Annotated in this window: 17 protein-coding genes; all 17 read right to left on the minus strand. The window is 54.0% G+C overall.

Annotation, left to right across the window (positions count from 1 at the left end):
- Window positions 1-146: 146 nt before the first annotated feature.
- On the minus strand, window positions 147-962 hold the full coding sequence (gene spo0A / locus JI735_RS31085) for a sporulation transcription factor Spo0A (protein ID WP_020428438.1): 816 nt from the start codon (window positions 960-962) through the stop codon (window positions 147-149).
- Window positions 963-1,160: 198 nt separating this feature from the next.
- Window positions 1,161-2,270 carry a SpoIVB peptidase gene (gene spoIVB, locus JI735_RS31090; RefSeq protein WP_233476135.1) on the minus strand — a complete coding sequence of 370 codons (1,110 nt, stop codon included), beginning with the start codon at window positions 2,268-2,270 and terminating at the stop codon, window positions 1,161-1,163.
- A 138-nt stretch (window positions 2,271-2,408) separates the two neighbouring features.
- Window positions 2,409-4,136, minus strand: a complete 1,728-nt coding sequence (gene recN / locus JI735_RS31095) for a DNA repair protein RecN (RefSeq protein WP_202676765.1) — start codon at window positions 4,134-4,136, stop codon at window positions 2,409-2,411.
- 44 nt (window positions 4,137-4,180) lie between these two features.
- Window positions 4,181-4,630, minus strand: a complete 450-nt coding sequence (gene ahrC, locus JI735_RS31100; protein ID WP_020428435.1) for a transcriptional regulator AhrC/ArgR — start codon at window positions 4,628-4,630, stop codon at window positions 4,181-4,183.
- Between the two features lie 30 nt (window positions 4,631-4,660).
- Complete coding sequence (locus JI735_RS31105; RefSeq protein WP_141639095.1) at window positions 4,661-5,131, minus strand: hypothetical protein; 471 nt, start codon at window positions 5,129-5,131, stop codon at window positions 4,661-4,663.
- Window positions 5,132-5,660: 529 nt separating this feature from the next.
- Entirely contained in the window at window positions 5,661-6,551 is an 891-nt protein-coding gene (locus JI735_RS31110; protein ID WP_039835057.1) for a TlyA family RNA methyltransferase, read from the minus strand.
- A 46-nt stretch (window positions 6,552-6,597) separates the two neighbouring features.
- Window positions 6,598-8,502, minus strand: coding sequence for a 1-deoxy-D-xylulose-5-phosphate synthase (dxs, locus tag JI735_RS31115; protein ID WP_039835058.1), 1,905 nt, complete (start codon window positions 8,500-8,502; stop codon window positions 6,598-6,600).
- Window positions 8,503-8,600: 98 nt separating this feature from the next.
- On the minus strand, window positions 8,601-9,548 hold the full coding sequence (locus tag JI735_RS31120) for a polyprenyl synthetase family protein (RefSeq protein ID WP_202676766.1): 948 nt from the start codon (window positions 9,546-9,548) through the stop codon (window positions 8,601-8,603).
- Entirely contained in the window at window positions 9,535-9,798 is a 264-nt protein-coding gene (gene xseB / locus JI735_RS31125) for an exodeoxyribonuclease VII small subunit (RefSeq protein WP_020428430.1), read from the minus strand. The genes JI735_RS31120 and xseB overlap by 14 nt, the downstream gene beginning before the upstream one ends.
- A complete protein-coding gene (gene xseA, locus JI735_RS31130) occupies window positions 9,782-11,155 on the minus strand; it encodes an exodeoxyribonuclease VII large subunit (protein WP_202676767.1) in 1,374 nt (457 codons plus the stop codon). The genes xseB and xseA overlap by 17 nt, the downstream gene beginning before the upstream one ends.
- A 9-nt stretch (window positions 11,156-11,164) precedes the next feature.
- Window positions 11,165-12,028 (minus strand): bifunctional methylenetetrahydrofolate dehydrogenase/methenyltetrahydrofolate cyclohydrolase FolD, encoded by an 864-nt coding sequence (folD, locus tag JI735_RS31135; RefSeq protein ID WP_039838519.1) that lies wholly within the window; start codon window positions 12,026-12,028, stop codon window positions 11,165-11,167.
- Between the two features lie 91 nt (window positions 12,029-12,119).
- Window positions 12,120-12,569, minus strand: coding sequence for a transcription antitermination factor NusB (nusB, locus tag JI735_RS31140; protein ID WP_039838520.1), 450 nt, complete (start codon window positions 12,567-12,569; stop codon window positions 12,120-12,122).
- A 378-nt stretch (window positions 12,570-12,947) separates the two neighbouring features.
- Window positions 12,948-13,181, minus strand: a complete 234-nt coding sequence (locus JI735_RS31145) for a DUF2273 domain-containing protein (protein WP_060867425.1) — start codon at window positions 13,179-13,181, stop codon at window positions 12,948-12,950.
- A 15-nt stretch (window positions 13,182-13,196) separates the two neighbouring features.
- Window positions 13,197-13,736: an alkaline shock response membrane anchor protein AmaP gene (gene amaP, locus JI735_RS31150; protein ID WP_020426559.1), complete on the minus strand. Its 540-nt coding sequence runs from the start codon at window positions 13,734-13,736 to the stop codon at window positions 13,197-13,199.
- 73 nt (window positions 13,737-13,809) lie between these two features.
- Complete coding sequence (locus JI735_RS31155; RefSeq protein WP_020426558.1) at window positions 13,810-14,226, minus strand: Asp23/Gls24 family envelope stress response protein; 417 nt, start codon at window positions 14,224-14,226, stop codon at window positions 13,810-13,812.
- A gap of 117 nt (window positions 14,227-14,343) precedes the next feature.
- Entirely contained in the window at window positions 14,344-15,687 is a 1,344-nt protein-coding gene (accC, locus tag JI735_RS31160) for an acetyl-CoA carboxylase biotin carboxylase subunit (RefSeq protein WP_039838521.1), read from the minus strand.
- Window positions 15,688-15,748: 61 nt separating this feature from the next.
- Entirely contained in the window at window positions 15,749-16,258 is a 510-nt protein-coding gene (gene accB / locus JI735_RS31165) for an acetyl-CoA carboxylase biotin carboxyl carrier protein (protein WP_039838522.1), read from the minus strand.
- Window positions 16,259-16,305: the final 47 nt, after the last annotated feature.

Raw genomic sequence — 16,305 nt, forward strand, 5'->3', positions numbered from 1 at the left:
AATAAACAACGGTATTAGTACATTTATCATATAGAAGTTAGTTGGCTTCAAGCGGCTAATTTCGGATGTTTACCGCCATACTCGTTCTTACTGCAAACTATTTCCAATCCCCTTACAACCCTTCACGTATCCTGATCCTTACCCTTTCAAGACACCTTATGCTCAATCCGCAGCTTGTCGGCGACCATGGCAATAAATTCGGAGTTAGTTGGCTTGGATTTGGAGATATTAATCGTATAGCCGAACAGGTGGCTGATGCTGTCGATATTGCCACGGGTCCAGGCGACCTCGATAGCGTGGCGGATAGCCCGCTCTACACGAGATGGCGTTGTCTTGAATTTCTCAGCGATGGCCGGATACAGGGTCTTGGTGATGGCGCCCAGAATCTCGATATTGTTGTACACCATGGTAATGGCTTCACGCAGATACTGATAGCCCTTGATATGTGCAGGTACACCGATTTCATGAATGATGGACGTGATGTTGGCATCGAGGTTTTTGCCCTTGGACAGCGGCACCACATTGTTCGATCTGGACCCCGTATAATTGGACATGCTCGATGAAGTGCTCATACTGCCCTGTGTTCCGACGAGCTGACGCACACGGTTGGCAAGAACCTCCATATCGAACGGCTTCAAAATATAATAAGAGGCGCCAAGCTGTACAGCACGCTGAGTGATGTTCTCCTGACCAAAGGCGGTCAGCATGATGATCTTGGGTTCAGGCTTCAGATCCATATCGCGGAGTCGCTCCAGGACACCTAAACCGTCCAGGTGCGGCATTATGATATCAAGAATAAGTACATCGGGAATTTTGCGGGCTTCGCTCAGCATTTGAAGCACTTCTTCCCCATTGTAGGCGATGCCCGTTACTGTCATATCTTCTTGTTCCGTAATGTACTCGGCAAGCAAATTCGTAAACTCCCTGTTGTCATCGGCCAACAACACTTCAATATTCTGCACTGGCTGCTTCCTCCTTATTTATATCTGCTATTCGAAAATAATCATTTATCTTCGCTCCCTTACAGTTTCGACATGCCTGTTCAATATCCTTCTGTCGAAAATTATTTTTCTTTATTTTTTTTCGGTGTTGGATTATAATTAAATATTTTATTTCAAGGTTCGATGTTTCTCGTTATGCTTCGACAAAAAATCTTAAGGCTAAACCGCCTTAAGATTATAGGGAAGAGTATTCTCCAGCTGCACTACACCGGAATCCTTGAGCATCCATTCGATAAAACAGCCATACCCGGACTTCGGATCATTGACGAATACATGGGTTACCGCACCGATCAAACGGCCGTTCTGAACAATCGGACTGCCGCTCATGCCTTGGACAATGCCGCCGGTCTTATCGATCAGACGGGGGTCCGTAATACGCAGCACCATCCCTTTGGTCGCCGGAGTCTCCTGATGCGCTACATGAATAATGTCTACGTTGAAACGTTCTACCCGCTGTCCATCGACGACCGTCAGTATTTGCGCCGGCCCTTCCTTCACTTCATCGCTCATGGCAACCGGAATCGGCTCCTGGTACAGGCTGTGATCCGGGTTGCGGGTCATTTTGCCGAAGATCCCGAAATCCGTGTTGCTCTCCACATTCCCCAGAACCTGGCTCTCTTTATAAAAGGTTGCCCGCTTCTCGCCGGGATCGCCATCCTGGCTTTTGGAAATGGAGGTTACGCTGGATTGCACGATGTGTCCACTGCCGACAACTATGGGTGTACCGGTGTTCATGTCTGTGATCACATGACCAAGCGCGCCATATACTCCCTGCTCCGGCGCATAAAAGGTTAAAGTGCCTACACCCGCCGCAGAATCGCGGATATACAGCCCTAGCCGCCATACTTTGTCATTGCGGTCGTAGGCCGGCGTCAGCTTGGCTATATGCTCTTTGCCGCCGCGTTTGAACATAATGGTCAGCGGTTCGCGGGCCCGGCCTGCACGCTCCACCAGCTTCGCCACCTTGGAGACCTCGTCCAGCTTCACTCCATCGATGGAGATCATCAAATCCCCGGGCAGAAGTCCGCTGTTCTCTCCGGGTGAAAGCTTGGACTGCTGTGATACTTCAATCAGATGATGGCCAACAACAAGCACGCCTGCGGACTTCACTTTCACACCAATCGTCTGTCCCCCCGGTATTACCTTAAGGTCCCGGTTTTCTCCCTGAACGGCCTGGTCAAGCGGGTTATCCTGAGGCGAGGCATAGCTCTGGGAAGGTCCCGTTATGCCTGATAAGCTGAGAAAAAAGGCGAATAAAAGGCCGGGCATTAACTTCCTGAGGTTCGGCTTCAATGGCTGTCACGCTCCCTTTTGCTTCTTTCGCTTGACGAAAAAGGTGGTCGCCAATTGCGTACCTATAAGATAACCTTGCCCCCAGGCTTTTATTACTGTTAATCATTGTTCCGCTTACCCTGCAGCCGCCTTGCTGGCCTCGGCCAGACCGAGCATTTCCTGTGCGTGGTGCAAGGTTTTTTCGGTTATTTCCACACCGCCCAGCATCCGGGCCAGCTCCATCACCCGGCCTTCGGCTGTCAGTGACTCCACTTCAGTCATCGTTCGCCCGTCTTCAACCTTTTTGCGGATAAGGTACTGGTGATCAGCCATACAGGCTACCTGCGGCAGATGGGTAATGGAGAACACCTGACAGGTCGACGACAGCTTGTACAGCTTGTCTGCAATCGACTGGGCGGCCCGTCCGCTGACACCCGTATCCACCTCATCAAAGATCAGAACAGGGATCGCGTCATGTCTGGCAAAAATGCTCTTCATCGCCAGCATAATCCGCGCCAGCTCGCCGCCGGAGGCAATTTTGCTTAAAGGACGCAGCGGCTCACCGGGATTGGGGGAGATCATGAACTCCGCACTGTCGATTCCCTGCCGGGTCAGCCGGTATCGGCGGTCCTGGTACTCAACGCCGCGCGGGTCCTCCAGGATGTCCATCTTAACCTGAAGCGAGGTCCGTTCCATCTGCAGGTCCTTCAGCTCACCCTCTACCTGAGCGGCCAGATCAGCCGCACACCGCCGCCGGGCCTGGCTCAGCGCTTCTGCCGCTTCCATGAGAATGCTAAGCAGACCATCGCGTTTCACCGTCAGCTTCTCAATATATTCATCCTTATTCTCCAGCAAGTCCGTCTCATGGCTGATTTGTTCATAATAGGCAAGTATCTGCTCTACACTGTCGCCGTATTTGCGCCGGAGCCCGGAGATCAGGTCCAGGCGGTTCTCAATATCCTCCAGCCTGGCCGGGTTGAATTCAATCTCCTCGCGGTAATCGCGAAGCTGAAAGGCGGCATCCTCCAGCTGGTAATACGAGGACTGAAGCTGGTCGAGCACGCTTTTGAGACCCTTTTCGTCATATCGCACCGCATCCTCCAGCCGGGAAATCACATTGCCGATGGATTCCAGCCCCTGTCTGTCATACAGCAGCTCGTAGGCGCCGGATACCGAATCCATCATTTTCTCGCTGTGGGATAGTTTGACCCTTTCTTCGGCAAGTAATTCATCTTCGCCCGGTTTTAGTCCTGCGGAAGAAATTTCCTCCAGCTGAAAACGGTATAAATCCAGCATCTGATAAGCCTTCTGGCTGGTTTCCTGCAGCTCGCGGAGCTCTTTTTCCACCTTGGCAAAGGCGGTGTATTTCTCTTGATAATCGGCCTTGAGCGGACCAATCACAGCTTCGCCGTACGTATCCAGCAAGCCCAGATGACGCTCAGCCTTCAGCAGATTCTGATGCTCATGCTGACCATGTATATTGACCAGCTGCTCACCGATTTCCCGCAGCATGCTGAGATTGACCATTTGCCCGTTGACGCGCGACGTGCTTTTGCCCTGGGAGGTGATCTCACGGCGGATAATCAGATGCTCCTCCGGCTGCGCCGTAATGCCCAGACGCTCCAGCGTTTCCCATACGGGATGTGCGGCCGGCAGGCTGAACAGCGCTTCCATCTCGGCTTTGTCCGTACCGTAGCGGATGGAATCTGCTGAGCCCCGGCCTCCGACAACCAGCCCAAGAGCATCTATAATAATCGATTTGCCTGCACCAGTTTCCCCTGTAAGCACATGAAAACCGGGATAAAAATGCACCTCCACCGCTTCAACCACGGCAAGATTGCGGATCGATAACGTTTCTAACACGGATACAGCACCCCCGAAAAGATGATTGCTTAGAAATCTATGCTCTAGGATATATATCCCATAATTTGCGAAATGACGTCATGGCTGTCTTCCGGCTGCCGGCAGATAATCAGGATCGTATCGTCACCGGAAATGGTGCCCATAATCTGCGGCCAATCAATATTGTCGATCAGCGCGGCTACAGAGTTGGCTGTCCCCGGGAGACATTTCATGACCACGAGGTTGCCGGAGGAGTCGATATGCACAAAATTGTCCACCAGCACACGCTTCAGCTTCTGCGTCGGATTGTAACGCTGATCTGTCGGAAGGGAATATTTATATCTGCCATCGTCCATGGGAACCTTAATAAGTAAAAGCTCTTTAATATCCCGCGACACGGTGGCCTGGGTGACCTGAAAACCAGCCTCGCGCAGCGCCTCGACCAAATCATCCTGTGTCTCGATTTCCTGCTGTGTAATGATTTCACGTATCTTAATGTGCCTGTGTCCTTTCATTGTTGCCTCCCAAATTTATGAGTATATTGCTTAAGTAGATTCCCCGTCGTCCTTGCCCAGCCGGATCTCATGAATGGCAGACGTGACGGTGTTGACATACAGCACTCCGCTGCATTCCGGATAGATCAGCAAATAGGGCAGAAGTGAATCCCGGAGGCTGCTGCCGGTGAATTCCAGCGTTTTGCGCGGGCGGGAGAGAATCACCAGATAGAACGAGTCCTCTTCCTTGCTCGCAACATAATCGATGAACAGCCTGCTGTACATGGAAGCCCCATTGACTGTAAAAGACAACGGAATCTTCAGCTTGCCGCCGATCACCTCATAACCTGCCTCTTCCAGCAAATCGATGGAGGGATGAGGCAAAATGTCTTTATTGAGCGGCAGCTTGTCCTTAATGAACGAACGCGGGGAGCTTTGCAGCCATATGTAAATCCGGTAAATGACAAATATTGCGACTGCCAGTCCAATTAACGCCATAACGGCCTTATCAGAGCTCGCCAATTCCATCACCTCGGTGAATAATTCGCGCGAGGCCCCTTGAAATCCTGCTTCTGCCGCCGAATCCAGCCAAATCTGACCGTTACGGACGGCTACTGGAGGAAGTTAAGGATAGACTAACTTATTCCTTGTGATTTTGCAAAAAAGAACGCAAACCATATATGAACTGCCCTCATCCTTATTTCCAGTCACAAAACCACCCTGGCAGGTGAACAAGGTCTTGGTCTTGGAGGTTACGAAGTCCGCATTTGTTGTACAACATGCAGGATTTTCGTCCATTTGGTGAAGTCAGGCCCACAATTGTTGTACAATGTGCAAGATCTTTGTCCATTTAGCTTGTTTAGGACACAGATTGTTGTATAACTCACAAGATGTTCAAACATCCGGCCTGCTTAGGACACACATTGTTGTATCCCGTGCAATTTACAATGGTTAACACCTCAGAAGAACCCAAGCTTCTTTTTTATGCTTAATTTCCAGGTTATCCACATTTTTTTGTATTGTATAATTTCCTATTCAGTCAAAAAGAAACTCATCGTTTCGATGAGTTTCCAGGGGTACTGACTTTAAAGGTCGCTGCCGCTTCTTGAATCACGGTATCGGCGAGCGCCGCGAAATCTTCGGGCTTATTCTTATCTGGGGATAGCTCTGTCCGGGATGCACCGGTCTCCGCAGTGTCGGGAAGCAGCTTCCAGTGCGCCAAAAACTCTATGTTCCCTTCACCCCCGGTAATCGGGGAAAAGGTTAAACCTTCCAGCCGGTAGCCCAGCCCGGAAGCCATGCCGAGCACACCCATCAGCACCTCTTTGTGGACAGCAGGCTCACGGACCACTCCGGACTTTCCTACCTTTTCCCGCCCGGCTTCGAACTGCGGCTTGATAAGGGCAGCGATATCGGCGGGACGTTCAAGCAGTGCGATAAGCGGCGGCAAAATAATCTTCAATGAAATAAAAGACACATCAATGCTGGCAAAATCGGGAACCGGACCTTGCAGGTCCGGCGGGGTCATATAACGGAAATTCGTCTGTTCCATTACGCTTACCCGCTCATCATTGCGCAGTCTCCAGTCCAGCTGGTTGTAGCCGACATCAATCGCATAGACATGGCTCGCCCCGTTCTGGAGGGCGCAATCGGTGAAGCCTCCTGTAGAAGAGCCGATATCGAGCATCACGCGCCCGTTCAGATCAATGCCGAACTGCCGCAGCGCCTTTTCCAGCTTCAGGCCGCCCCGGCTGACATAAGGGTGCACAGCTCCTTTTACTCTCAAAACCGCGCTGCGCGGTACCTTCATGCCTGCCTTCTCAATCCGTTCCTCATCCGCAAGCACCAGTCCGGCCATAATGGCGGCCTTGGCCTTCTCGCGGCTCGCAAAAAAACCTTGTTCCACTAACAGCACATCAATCCGTTCCTTAGGGTGTTCCATGGTCATCTCCCGGTTATTCTTAGGGTTCCTGCTTCGACTATCCTGTTCAGGAGGTTGAAGTCGTCTTGTAGGCAAAAGCGCTCGATGCCTTCATCGCTTTGACACGGCTGATTACCGCTTCAACGGTCAGCCCGGTTTGCTGGCGCTGCTCTTTGATCGAGCCATGCTCCACAAAGATATCCGGCACGCCCATCAAATGGACCCGGGCATCATAAATTTCATGCTCCGCATAAAATTCAAGCACGGCGCTGCCCAAACTTCCCGCCTCGCAGGCTTCCTCCATCACAATCATCCCTGTTCCCGCATGGGCCAGGTCCAGCAGCATGGAGCTGTCCAGCGGCTTCAGGAACCGGGCGTTGACAACCCCCAGCTGAATGCCTTCACGTCTCAGCAGCTCCGCCGCTTCCTCCGCCACCTGTACCATCGGCCCGCAGGCCAGCACCGCGTAGTCATCGCCTGGACGCAGCCGCTCCCAGGTGCCTATCGGCAGCGGCTTCAGCTCGGCGTCCAGCGCCACGCCAGTACCGTCAATACGCGGATACCGGTAGGCAATCGGACCGTCATTATATTCAAGCGCCGTCTTCATCATGTGGCGCAGCTCATTCTCATCCTTGGGCATCATCATCACCATATTCGGGATGTGGCGCATAAAGGCGATATCGTATACCCCTTGATGTGTTTCACCGTCAGCCCCCACAAAGCCTGCACGGTCGATGGCGAACATGACATTGGCGTTGTGGCGGCAAATGTCATGCACAATCTGATCGTATGCCCTCTGCATAAAGGTGGAGTAGACGGCATAAACCGGCTTCATCCCCTCCATGGCCAGCGCTGCGCAGAGCGTTGCCGCATGCTGCTCGGCAATGCCGACATCAATCATCCGGTCGGGAAACTCCTTGGCGAACGGGAACAAGCCCGATCCGCCCGGCATTGCCGGTGTAACGGCGATCAGCCGTTTGTCCTCTCGGCCCAGCTCAATCAGCGTCTCCCCGAACACTTCGGTGTACATCGGATTGCCGACAGCCTTCAGAGACTGGCCGGACTCAATTTTGTATGGCGAAATGGCGTGTGACTTATAAAAATCGGTTTCAGCCGGTTTATACCCTTTGCCCTTGGTAGTCAGAACATGCACCAATACAGGTCCGGATACGTTATCCGCCTGATGGAAGGTATCGATCAGCTTCTCTACGTCATGGCCGTCAACCGGACCCAGGTAAGTAAAGCCAAGCTCTTCGAACAGCACGCCGGGCACCATCATGTATTTGAGGCTGTCCTTTACATTCTGGGCTGTCTTGGCGAGTCTTCCGCCGATGGCCGGAATTTTCTTGAGAAGTCCTTCCACTTCATCCTTGGCGCGCAGATAATGGCGGTCTGAACGGATTTTGCTCAGATAATTATGCATTGCCCCTACGTTCGGAGCGATGGACATTTCGTTGTCATTCAGGATAACCATCAGCTTGCGGCGTTCATGGCCGATATGGTTAAGCGCTTCAAACGCCATCCCGCCGGTAAGCGCCCCGTCCCCGATTACTGCGATAACCTTGTTGTCCTCGCCCTTCAGGTCACGGGCCATCGCCATTCCCATGGCCGCAGACAGGGAGGTGCTGCTGTGTCCGGCTTCCCAGACATCATGCTCGCTCTCTGCCCGCTTCACAAAACCGCACAACCCGTCTTTCTTGCGCAGCGTGTCAAAACGGTCCTGGCGGCCGGTAAGGATCTTATGGACATATGCCTGATGCCCTACGTCGTATATCATTTTGTCCCGGGGACTGTCATAACAGTAGTGCAGGGCCAGCGTGAGCTCCACTACCCCCAGATTAGAGCCAAGGTGCCCGCCGGTTGCAGTAAGCTTCTCGATCAGAAACCGGCGGATTTCCTCCGCAAGGGTAGCCAGCTCCTCAACTGACAAAGCTTTAAGTTGCTGAGGATCATTTATTTGTGGAAGCAGCACGAGTATTCCCCGCTTTCCTAGATGTTGTAAAATATATATAAACCCCATTATAACACAAACGAAACGGCTGTCGAAACACAGCCGCTCCGGAATTTGCTCTAATGATCGCGCTTCATAAGGTAGTCCGCAATGTCCAAGAGACGCGTATTGTCCTGAAAACCGCCTTCAAGGACAGCGCTGCGGGCGGCTTCCGTCAGCCGCTTCACCTCATCGCGGGAAGCGTCCAGGCCGATAAAATACGGGTAGGTGACCTTCTGCTGTTTGAGGTCGCTGCCTGTTTTTTTGCCGAGCTTGCCCTCGTCCCCGACCAGATCCAGGATATCATCCTGAATCTGAAAGGCCAGGCCGATATGCGTGCCGAAATCGCGCAGCGCTTCCAGCTGCCTGCTGTCCGCCCCGGCAATGCGTCCCCCGGCCGTCAGGGAAAAGACAATCAGATCCCCTGTCTTGTGGCGGTGGATGTATTGAAGCTGCTCCAGGCTGGTAAGGCCCTGCTCGCCTTCCATATCGGCGATTTGCCCGCCGACCATCCCTCTCGGGCCTGCCATTTCCGCCAGGTCCTCCACAACGGAAAGCGCGTGTTCTGCGGGCACGCCATGCTTCCGCGAAGCCTGCACAACACTGTAGAACGCATGGGTGAGCAGCGCATCTCCGGCCAGTATGGCCGTAGCCTCGCCGTAAACCTTGTGATTGGTAAGTTTGCCGCGCCGGTAATCATCATTGTCCATAGCGGGCAGATCGTCGTGGATCAGCGAGTAGGTATGTACCATCTCAATGGCAGCGGCTACAGGCAGCGCTGCCTGGCGGCTGCCGCCCAGCGCCTCGCAGGCGGCGATGACGAGCAGCGGACGCAGACGTTTGCCGCCCGCCTGCAGCGAGTAGTTCATCGCGTCCTTAAGATTGCCGGGTACGCTCCACTCTCCGGGCAAGGCCGCCTCCAGCTCGCTCATCACCAGGCTGCTGATCTCGGCTATATATTCCTTCAGCGGCTGCCGCAAGGATGTCCCCGCGGGCTCCGCTTCCTGCTTCGGCTCAAACGGGCTCATCGCTGTCACCTTCCAGCCGGGCACCGAACGGTTTCTTGCGCAGCTCGCCGTCCATCTCGGTGATCATTTCGATTTTGCGTTCCACCTGCTCCAGCTTGTTCCCGCACAGCTGCGACAGCTTCATGCCCTGCTGAAATAAATCGATTGCCTTCTCCAGGGGAACGTCGCCGTGCTCCAGCTCCCGCACGATTTCTTCCAGCCGCTCCATCGCTCCCTCAAAATCCAGTTCCAATTCAGCTTCCTTCGCCATTCGTTATGCCATCCTCCTTCATTCCCCACACCTGGCAGCTTAGCTGTCCGTCATTCAGCTTGATGTTGACCACATCGCCAAGCTCAACTTCCTTCAGCGATTTGATTAAATGCTCTTCCTTCTCATCGTAGACGAGGCTGTAGCCCCGCGACATCACCTTCAGCGGGCTGAGCGCATCGAGATGGCGCAGCTCGGCGGCGAAGCGCGAGCGCTTCTCCTGCAGGCGCACCTGCATGGCACCCGCGAGTTCGCGGGTGAGGCTCTCGGTGCGCCGCCGCGCAGCGCTGACACTCGCCTGCGGGTGGAAGCGCTGCAGGCTGTGGTGCAGCACGGCCCGCTGCTCGCGCGCGCGGCCGTGCCGGTCCCTCGCTGCGCGGAGCAGCCCGGCGCGCAGCATGTCCAGCCGCTGCGCGTGCTGGGCCAGCTGGCGGCGCGGGCCGACCAGCGCCAGCGAGCGCTGCAGCGAGGCGAGGCGCTCGCCGCCGCGCTGCGAGCGGCGCAGCAGCCCTTGGCGCAGGCGCTGCTGCGCCGTGCGGAGCTGCGCCGCCAGCTCGGCGGCGTGCGGCACCGCCAGCTCGGCCGCCGCCGTCGGGGTCGCCGCCCGAAGATCGGCGGCGAAGTCGGCGATCGTGAAGTCGGTCTCGTGGCCCACGGCCGAGATGACCGGGATGCCGGAGGCCGCGATCGCCCGGGCGACGGCCTCCTCGTTGAAGGCCCACAGCTCCTCCAGGGAGCCGCCCCCGCGGCCGACGATGAGCACATCGGCTTCGCCCATCGCGTTCAGATTCTGAATGGCCTTCACAATGGACGGCCCTGCCCCCTTGCCCTGCACGAGGACAGGATAGAGCACCACCGCCACCTGCGGAAACCGCCGCTGCAGCGTGATGATAATGTCCCGCACAGCCGCGCCGGTCGGGGAGGTTATGACCCCGATGCAGCGCGGGAACCGCGGAAGCGGCCGCTTGCGTGCCGCCGCGAACAGCCCCTCCAGCTCCAGCTTGTTCTTCAGCTGTTCATATGCCAGGTACAGGCTGCCGATCCCGTCAGGCTGCATATGCATAGCATAGAACTGATACTGCCCGTCCCGCTCGTAGACAGTCACATTGCCTCTGGCGATGACCTTCGTCCCTTCCTTCGGAACAAAAGGCAGCCGCTGGTTATGCGATGCGAACATGATTGACTTGATCCGGCTGCTCTCATCCTTCAGTGTGAAATACATATGACCGCTGCCATGGTGGGTGAAATTCGAGATTTCCCCGCGGACCCATACATCGGAGAGCACCACATCGGAATCCAGCTTCATGCGGATATAACGGTTAAGCTCCTTTATCGAGTAGACCTGCCGTTCCGGTGCCATGAATGCGGCCTATTCCTGATCCAGGCCGCGGCGGCGCTTAGCCGCAGTCAGCGTGTTGGCCATCAGCATGGTTATGGTCATTGGTCCGACGCCGCCCGGTACCGGAGTGATATAGCCGGCAACTTCCTTCGCACTTTCATAATCCACGTCCCCGGCCAGCTTGCCGTTATCCAGGCGGTTCATCCCGACATCGATCACCACCGCGCCCGGCTTTACAAAAGAGCCGTCAATAAAGTTGGCCCGGCCGATCGCCACCACGAGAATATCCGCCTGGCGGCTAAGCTCGGCGATATTTGCGGTGCGTGAGTGACACATGGTCACTGTTGCATTCTCGCGCTGGAGCAGCAGGGATACCGGTTTGCCGACAATGTTGCTGCGTCCGATAACGACCGCGTGCTTGCCGGACATTCCGGTGCCTGTGCGTTTGATCAGCTCGATCACACCTGCAGGCGTGCAGGGCAGAAGACTGTCATCCCCGATGACCAGATTCCCCACATTGATCGGATGGAAGCCGTCCACATCTTTTTCTACAGCAATGGCATTAATGACAGCCTTCTCGTCAATGTGCTCCGGAAGCGGAAGCTGAACCAGTATTCCATCAATCTCATCCCGGCGGTTCAGCTCGGCCACCAGCGCCAGCAAATCCTCCTGGCTAGTTGCCGCGTCCAGTCTGTGCACTTCTGAATGGAACCCAAGCTCAGTACTGGACTTCTCTTTGTTGCGCACATAGACCTGGGAAGCCGGATCTTCACCGACCAGCACAACAGCAAGCCCGGGCTTTACACCCCGTTCGGCCAGTTGGGCAACTTCCCGGGCAATGCCCGTACGAATTTCGTCAGATACTTGTTTACCGCTGATGATTGCTGCTGTCATGTAATTCTCTCCCCTTTATCTGTTTTGAAATTTGGACTGAAGTTGGCACATCATGTCTGGATCAGGCAAAAAACAAACGTCAACAGCTCTGCTACAGTTCGGTCTTAAGCGTATCGATCTCCTGAATCATCTTGCCCAGCACACCGTTAACGAATTTGCCGGAATCTTCAGTGCCGAAATGTTTGGCCAGATCGATGGCTTCATTGACAGCAACCTTGGCAGGCACGTCATCCGCGAAGACCATCTCGAAGGTGGCCAAACGGAGAATCTGGCGGTCCACCCGGGAAAGACGGCTCATCTGCCAGCCCTTCAGGTAATGCTCCAGCATATCGTCAATCGCCATCTTATGCTCCCACACGCCGTTGACATGCCCGACTACATAAGCCTTCAGCTCGACTTCGTCTGTAATCACATGTTCGGATTCATTCTCTTCTGCCGCTTCGGCAATCAGCATCTCTACCGCATCCGCGCTTTCCACATCATTCATTTCCATCTGATACAGGCTTTGGACAATAATTTCTCTTGCTAAACGTCTTTTCATGTGTTTCCTCCTACAATCTTATCTCGCATACTTTATTAAATGTTTCATTGTTTCTTATGATCAGGCAGAAGCGGCTAATTGTATTTCATGCAATTATTTTCAGCTTAAAGGAGCAAGTTCTATCCCCAATTGTATTCCGTACATTTAAAAATCAGAAAAAAGTTTATTTACTGAACATTTGTTCATTAAAGTAGGGGCTCTATCGCATTTTGGCAGCGTGGAGAACCCGCAATTCAGGTTTGTTCACTCAGAAGTGAAGGTTTCAGAACCCCGTACAACATAGCGGACAGCAGCGAAAAAAAACCGCGCAGCCCTTCTTCCGGCATCAGGAAACTCATACGTATGGGTTCCAGGCTCCGGGAGAAAAGCTATCGCGGTTCATTTGAAGGGACGCCAGCGCCCGGACAGCCGCTGGACCAGCTCCTGCCACTGGAACAGCGGCGGCTGGGCGGTATCCTTTCTTTGGCCAAGCGTATATCCTATGAACACAACCAGTGCAAAGAACAGCATATCCCAAAAACCGCTAATCAGATAAATCAACCCGAGAACGACACCGAAGGTGACCCCGGCAATCCTACCTCCGTGACTTTCCCATACTGCTTTCCAGAACATAAGGGAAACTCACCTCTATTCCACTCGACTTTTGAAGCTTGGAGACTGTGTGAGGTTAGCAATGTATACAGACACGTCCGCTACAGGAATTCCGGTCGTTTCCTGCACAAATTCATGCACCTGGCGCTGAACCTCGGTTGTCAGCAGCGGCAGGGAATGCTCCCCGTCGACAACGGCGCGGATCATAATCTCAAGGCCCGCCTGGGAGACGCGGATGCGCGACTTGAGATCCCGGATGCCTTTGACTTTGCCGGCAGCCTTCAGGCTCAGATTCTCAATCGTTTCCATGGAGATTTGAATGTCTCCATATTCTGTCCGCTGATCGACCGAAGGCAGGGAAGCACGGTCACGGCGCAGCGAAATGTAGAAGAAACGGATGCTGAGCAGGAACAGAATAACGGCCACAGCGATTGCAGCTATATATGCCTCTGGTCTGTCCAGCGCTTCATAGGAGTCCGGAATGGCACCGCTTAACAGGAGGATGGCAATTACAGATAATATTCCGATGCATAAGCTGTAGAGGAACAGCAAAAGCCTGTCCAAAATTTTGGCCACGAGTCACATAACCTCCTTAAATTAGAGTAAACCCTCGACGGTGCTGTCGGGGGTTTATGGATGAACTGCTTCCTTATTTCACGCGGAGAACCGCATCCGTCTCTTCGGTCTTCTCTGCAGTATTGTTGCTGCGGAACTGCACATCATGGATATGCACATTCACTTCAACAACGGTCAAGCCTGTCATCGTTTCGATGGAACGCTTCACGTTGCGCTGAATTTCAGCCGCCACTTCCGGGAGACGGTTGCCGTATTCGATGATCACAGACACATCCACCGCTGCCTCGCGTTGTCCAACCTCTACCTTTACGCCTTTGGACAGGTTCTTGCGGCCAAGAAGCTCAACGATGCCGCCGGCGAAACCGCCGCTCATGCCTGCCACGCCCTTAACCTCCACGGTTGCCAAACCTGCGATAACCTCAATCACTTCAGGAGCGATCTGGATTTCACCGATTTCCGTACGTTCATATTCTGTCGGCAATGTACTCATTGTGGTCCTCACACCTTTCAAAGAAAAAGTTGTTCAATAATCCAAGCGCAAAGCACGTCTCTTATTAAACATACTATATCATTTGGCGAACTTTATGACAAACAAAGCAAAGCCGTCCTAAATTTCATACTCTTCCAGGAATTTGATGTCAAAATTGCCATCCAAAAACACCGGATGCTCCAGCAATTTCTGGTGGAATGAAATCGTGGTATGTATGCCCTCTACAGCAAATTCGGAGAGCGCCCGCTTCATCTTGGCGATAGCTTCCCGGCGGGTAGGAGCCCATACAATCAGCTTGGCAATCATGGAGTCATAAAAAGGAGAGATCGTGTACCCCGGATATGCCGCACTGTCCACCCGCACCCCGAGTCCTCCCGGCGGCAGATAAAAGCCGATTTTGCCCGGTGAAGGCATGAAATTCCGCTCCGGATCCTCCGCATTGATGCGGCATTCAATGGACCAGCCGTTGATCTTGATGTCTTCCTGGGTAAACGACAACGGATTGCCCTCCGCCACGGAAATCATTTCTTTGATCAGGTCAACGCCGGTGACCATCTCCGTTACCGGATGCTCGACCTGAATCCGGGTATTCATTTCCATGAAATAAAATTGACCGTCCGGTCCCAGCAAAAATTCAAGCGTCCCTGCGCCGGAATAGTTCACAGCCTGCGCGGCACGGACGGCAGCCTGGCCCATGGCTTCGCGGATTTCCGGGGTCAGCACGGAGCAGGGTGCTTCTTCAATAAGCTTCTGGCGGCGGCGCTGCACAGAGCAGTCCCGTTCCCCCAGATGAACCACATTGCCGTGATTGTCGGCAATAATCTGGATCTCCACATGCTTCATGCCGGTCAGGAATTTCTCCAGGTATACCCCGGCATTGCCGAAGGCTTTTTGCGCCTCCTGCTGGGCAGCGGTAATCTGCTTCACCAGGGATTCCTCATCCTCAGCAATGCGGATTCCCTTGCCTCCGCCGCCTGCGGTAGCCTTGACGATGATCGGGTAGCCGATATCGCGGCCCAGCATGACAGCCTCCTCCACATCGCCCACAAGCCCGTCAGAGCCTGGAATGATCGGGACCCCGGCCCTCTTCATCGTTTCCTTAGCCACAGCCTTGTCACCCATCCGGGTGATGGCCTCAGGCGATGGCCCGATAAAGGTGATGTTGCAGGATTCGCAGATCTCCGCGAAATCCGCATTCTCAGCCAAAAATCCGTAGCCGGGATGCACGGCATCGCATTCGGTTAAAGTGGCCACGCTCATAATATTGGTAAAGTTCAGATAGCTGTCCTTGGACGGCATCGGGCCGATGCAATACGCTTCATCAGCCAGCCGGACATGCAGTGAATCCCGGTCAGGCTCCGAGTATACCGCAACGGTGGATATCCCCAGTTCACGGCAGGCTCTGATAATGCGGACTGCAATTTCGCCGCGGTTGGCAATCAACACTTTTTGAATGTTCATGCGTTTCCTCCCAAAGTTTTAGGAAGCTTGCTAGCTCCTCATCTCATGATTCTCGCGGCTGTTATTCCGGTTTCACCAGAAACAGCGGCTGGCCGTACTCCACAAGCTGTCCATTCTCTGCAAGGACGGAGACGATTTCGCCTCTCACTTCCGCTTCCAGCTCATTCATCAGCTTCATCGCTTCAATGATGCAGACCGTTGACTTCTCGCTGACCCGGTCCCCTACATTGACAAAGGAAGGGGTTTCCGGAGAAGCGGCACTATAGAAGGTCCCAACCATGGGAGAAACAATTTTATGCAATGCGCCTTCAGGGGACGCCGGCTGCTGCGGGGCTGCCGGAATTTCGGTAACAACCACCGGTGCAGCATGCTGCTGCGGGGTTTGCGGCTGCGGGGCTGGCGTAAAGGGATAGGCATAAGGAGTCGCCTGAATTGCCATACCGTCAGCCTCGGCGCGATCCGGTTTCCGGATAGCCAGCTTCATTCCTTCGCTTTCAATCTCCAGTTCATGTACGGAGGAGGTTTGGTCCAGCAATTTAATCAATTCCTTAATCTCGCTTAACTTGAACATTTAATAGTTCACTCCTTCAGCTTTCTCTCGAAGCCACAAGCAAAAAA

This window comes from Paenibacillus sonchi, assembly GCF_016772475.1.
Taxonomy (GTDB): Bacteria; Bacillota; Bacilli; order Paenibacillales; family Paenibacillaceae; genus Paenibacillus_AQ; species Paenibacillus_AQ sonchi.

Excerpts from the sequence above, each read along its gene's own strand:
- spoIVB (WP_233476135.1), bottom strand. The coding sequence starts at position 2,270 with ATGCCCGGCCTTTTATTCGCCTTTTTTCTCAGCTTATCAGGCATAACG.
- ahrC (WP_020428435.1), bottom strand. The coding sequence starts at position 4,630 with ATGAAAGGACACAGGCACATTAAGATACGTGAAATCATTACACAGCAG.
- JI735_RS31110 (WP_039835057.1), bottom strand. The coding sequence starts at position 6,551 with ATGGAACACCCTAAGGAACGGATTGATGTGCTGTTAGTGGAACAAGGT.
- JI735_RS31120 (WP_202676766.1), bottom strand. The coding sequence starts at position 9,548 with ATGAGCCCGTTTGAGCCGAAGCAGGAAGCGGAGCCCGCGGGGACATCC.
- xseB (WP_020428430.1), bottom strand. The coding sequence starts at position 9,798 with ATGGCGAAGGAAGCTGAATTGGAACTGGATTTTGAGGGAGCGATGGAG.
- xseA (WP_202676767.1), bottom strand. The coding sequence starts at position 11,155 with ATGGCACCGGAACGGCAGGTCTACTCGATAAAGGAGCTTAACCGTTAT.
- folD (WP_039838519.1), bottom strand. The coding sequence starts at position 12,028 with ATGACAGCAGCAATCATCAGCGGTAAACAAGTATCTGACGAAATTCGT.
- nusB (WP_039838520.1), bottom strand. The coding sequence starts at position 12,569 with ATGAAAAGACGTTTAGCAAGAGAAATTATTGTCCAAAGCCTGTATCAG.
- JI735_RS31145 (WP_060867425.1), bottom strand. The coding sequence starts at position 13,181 with ATGTTCTGGAAAGCAGTATGGGAAAGTCACGGAGGTAGGATTGCCGGG.
- JI735_RS31155 (WP_020426558.1), bottom strand. The coding sequence starts at position 14,226 with ATGAGTACATTGCCGACAGAATATGAACGTACGGAAATCGGTGAAATC.
- accC (WP_039838521.1), bottom strand. The coding sequence starts at position 15,687 with ATGAACATTCAAAAAGTGTTGATTGCCAACCGCGGCGAAATTGCAGTC.
- accB (WP_039838522.1), bottom strand. The coding sequence starts at position 16,258 with ATGTTCAAGTTAAGCGAGATTAAGGAATTGATTAAATTGCTGGACCAA.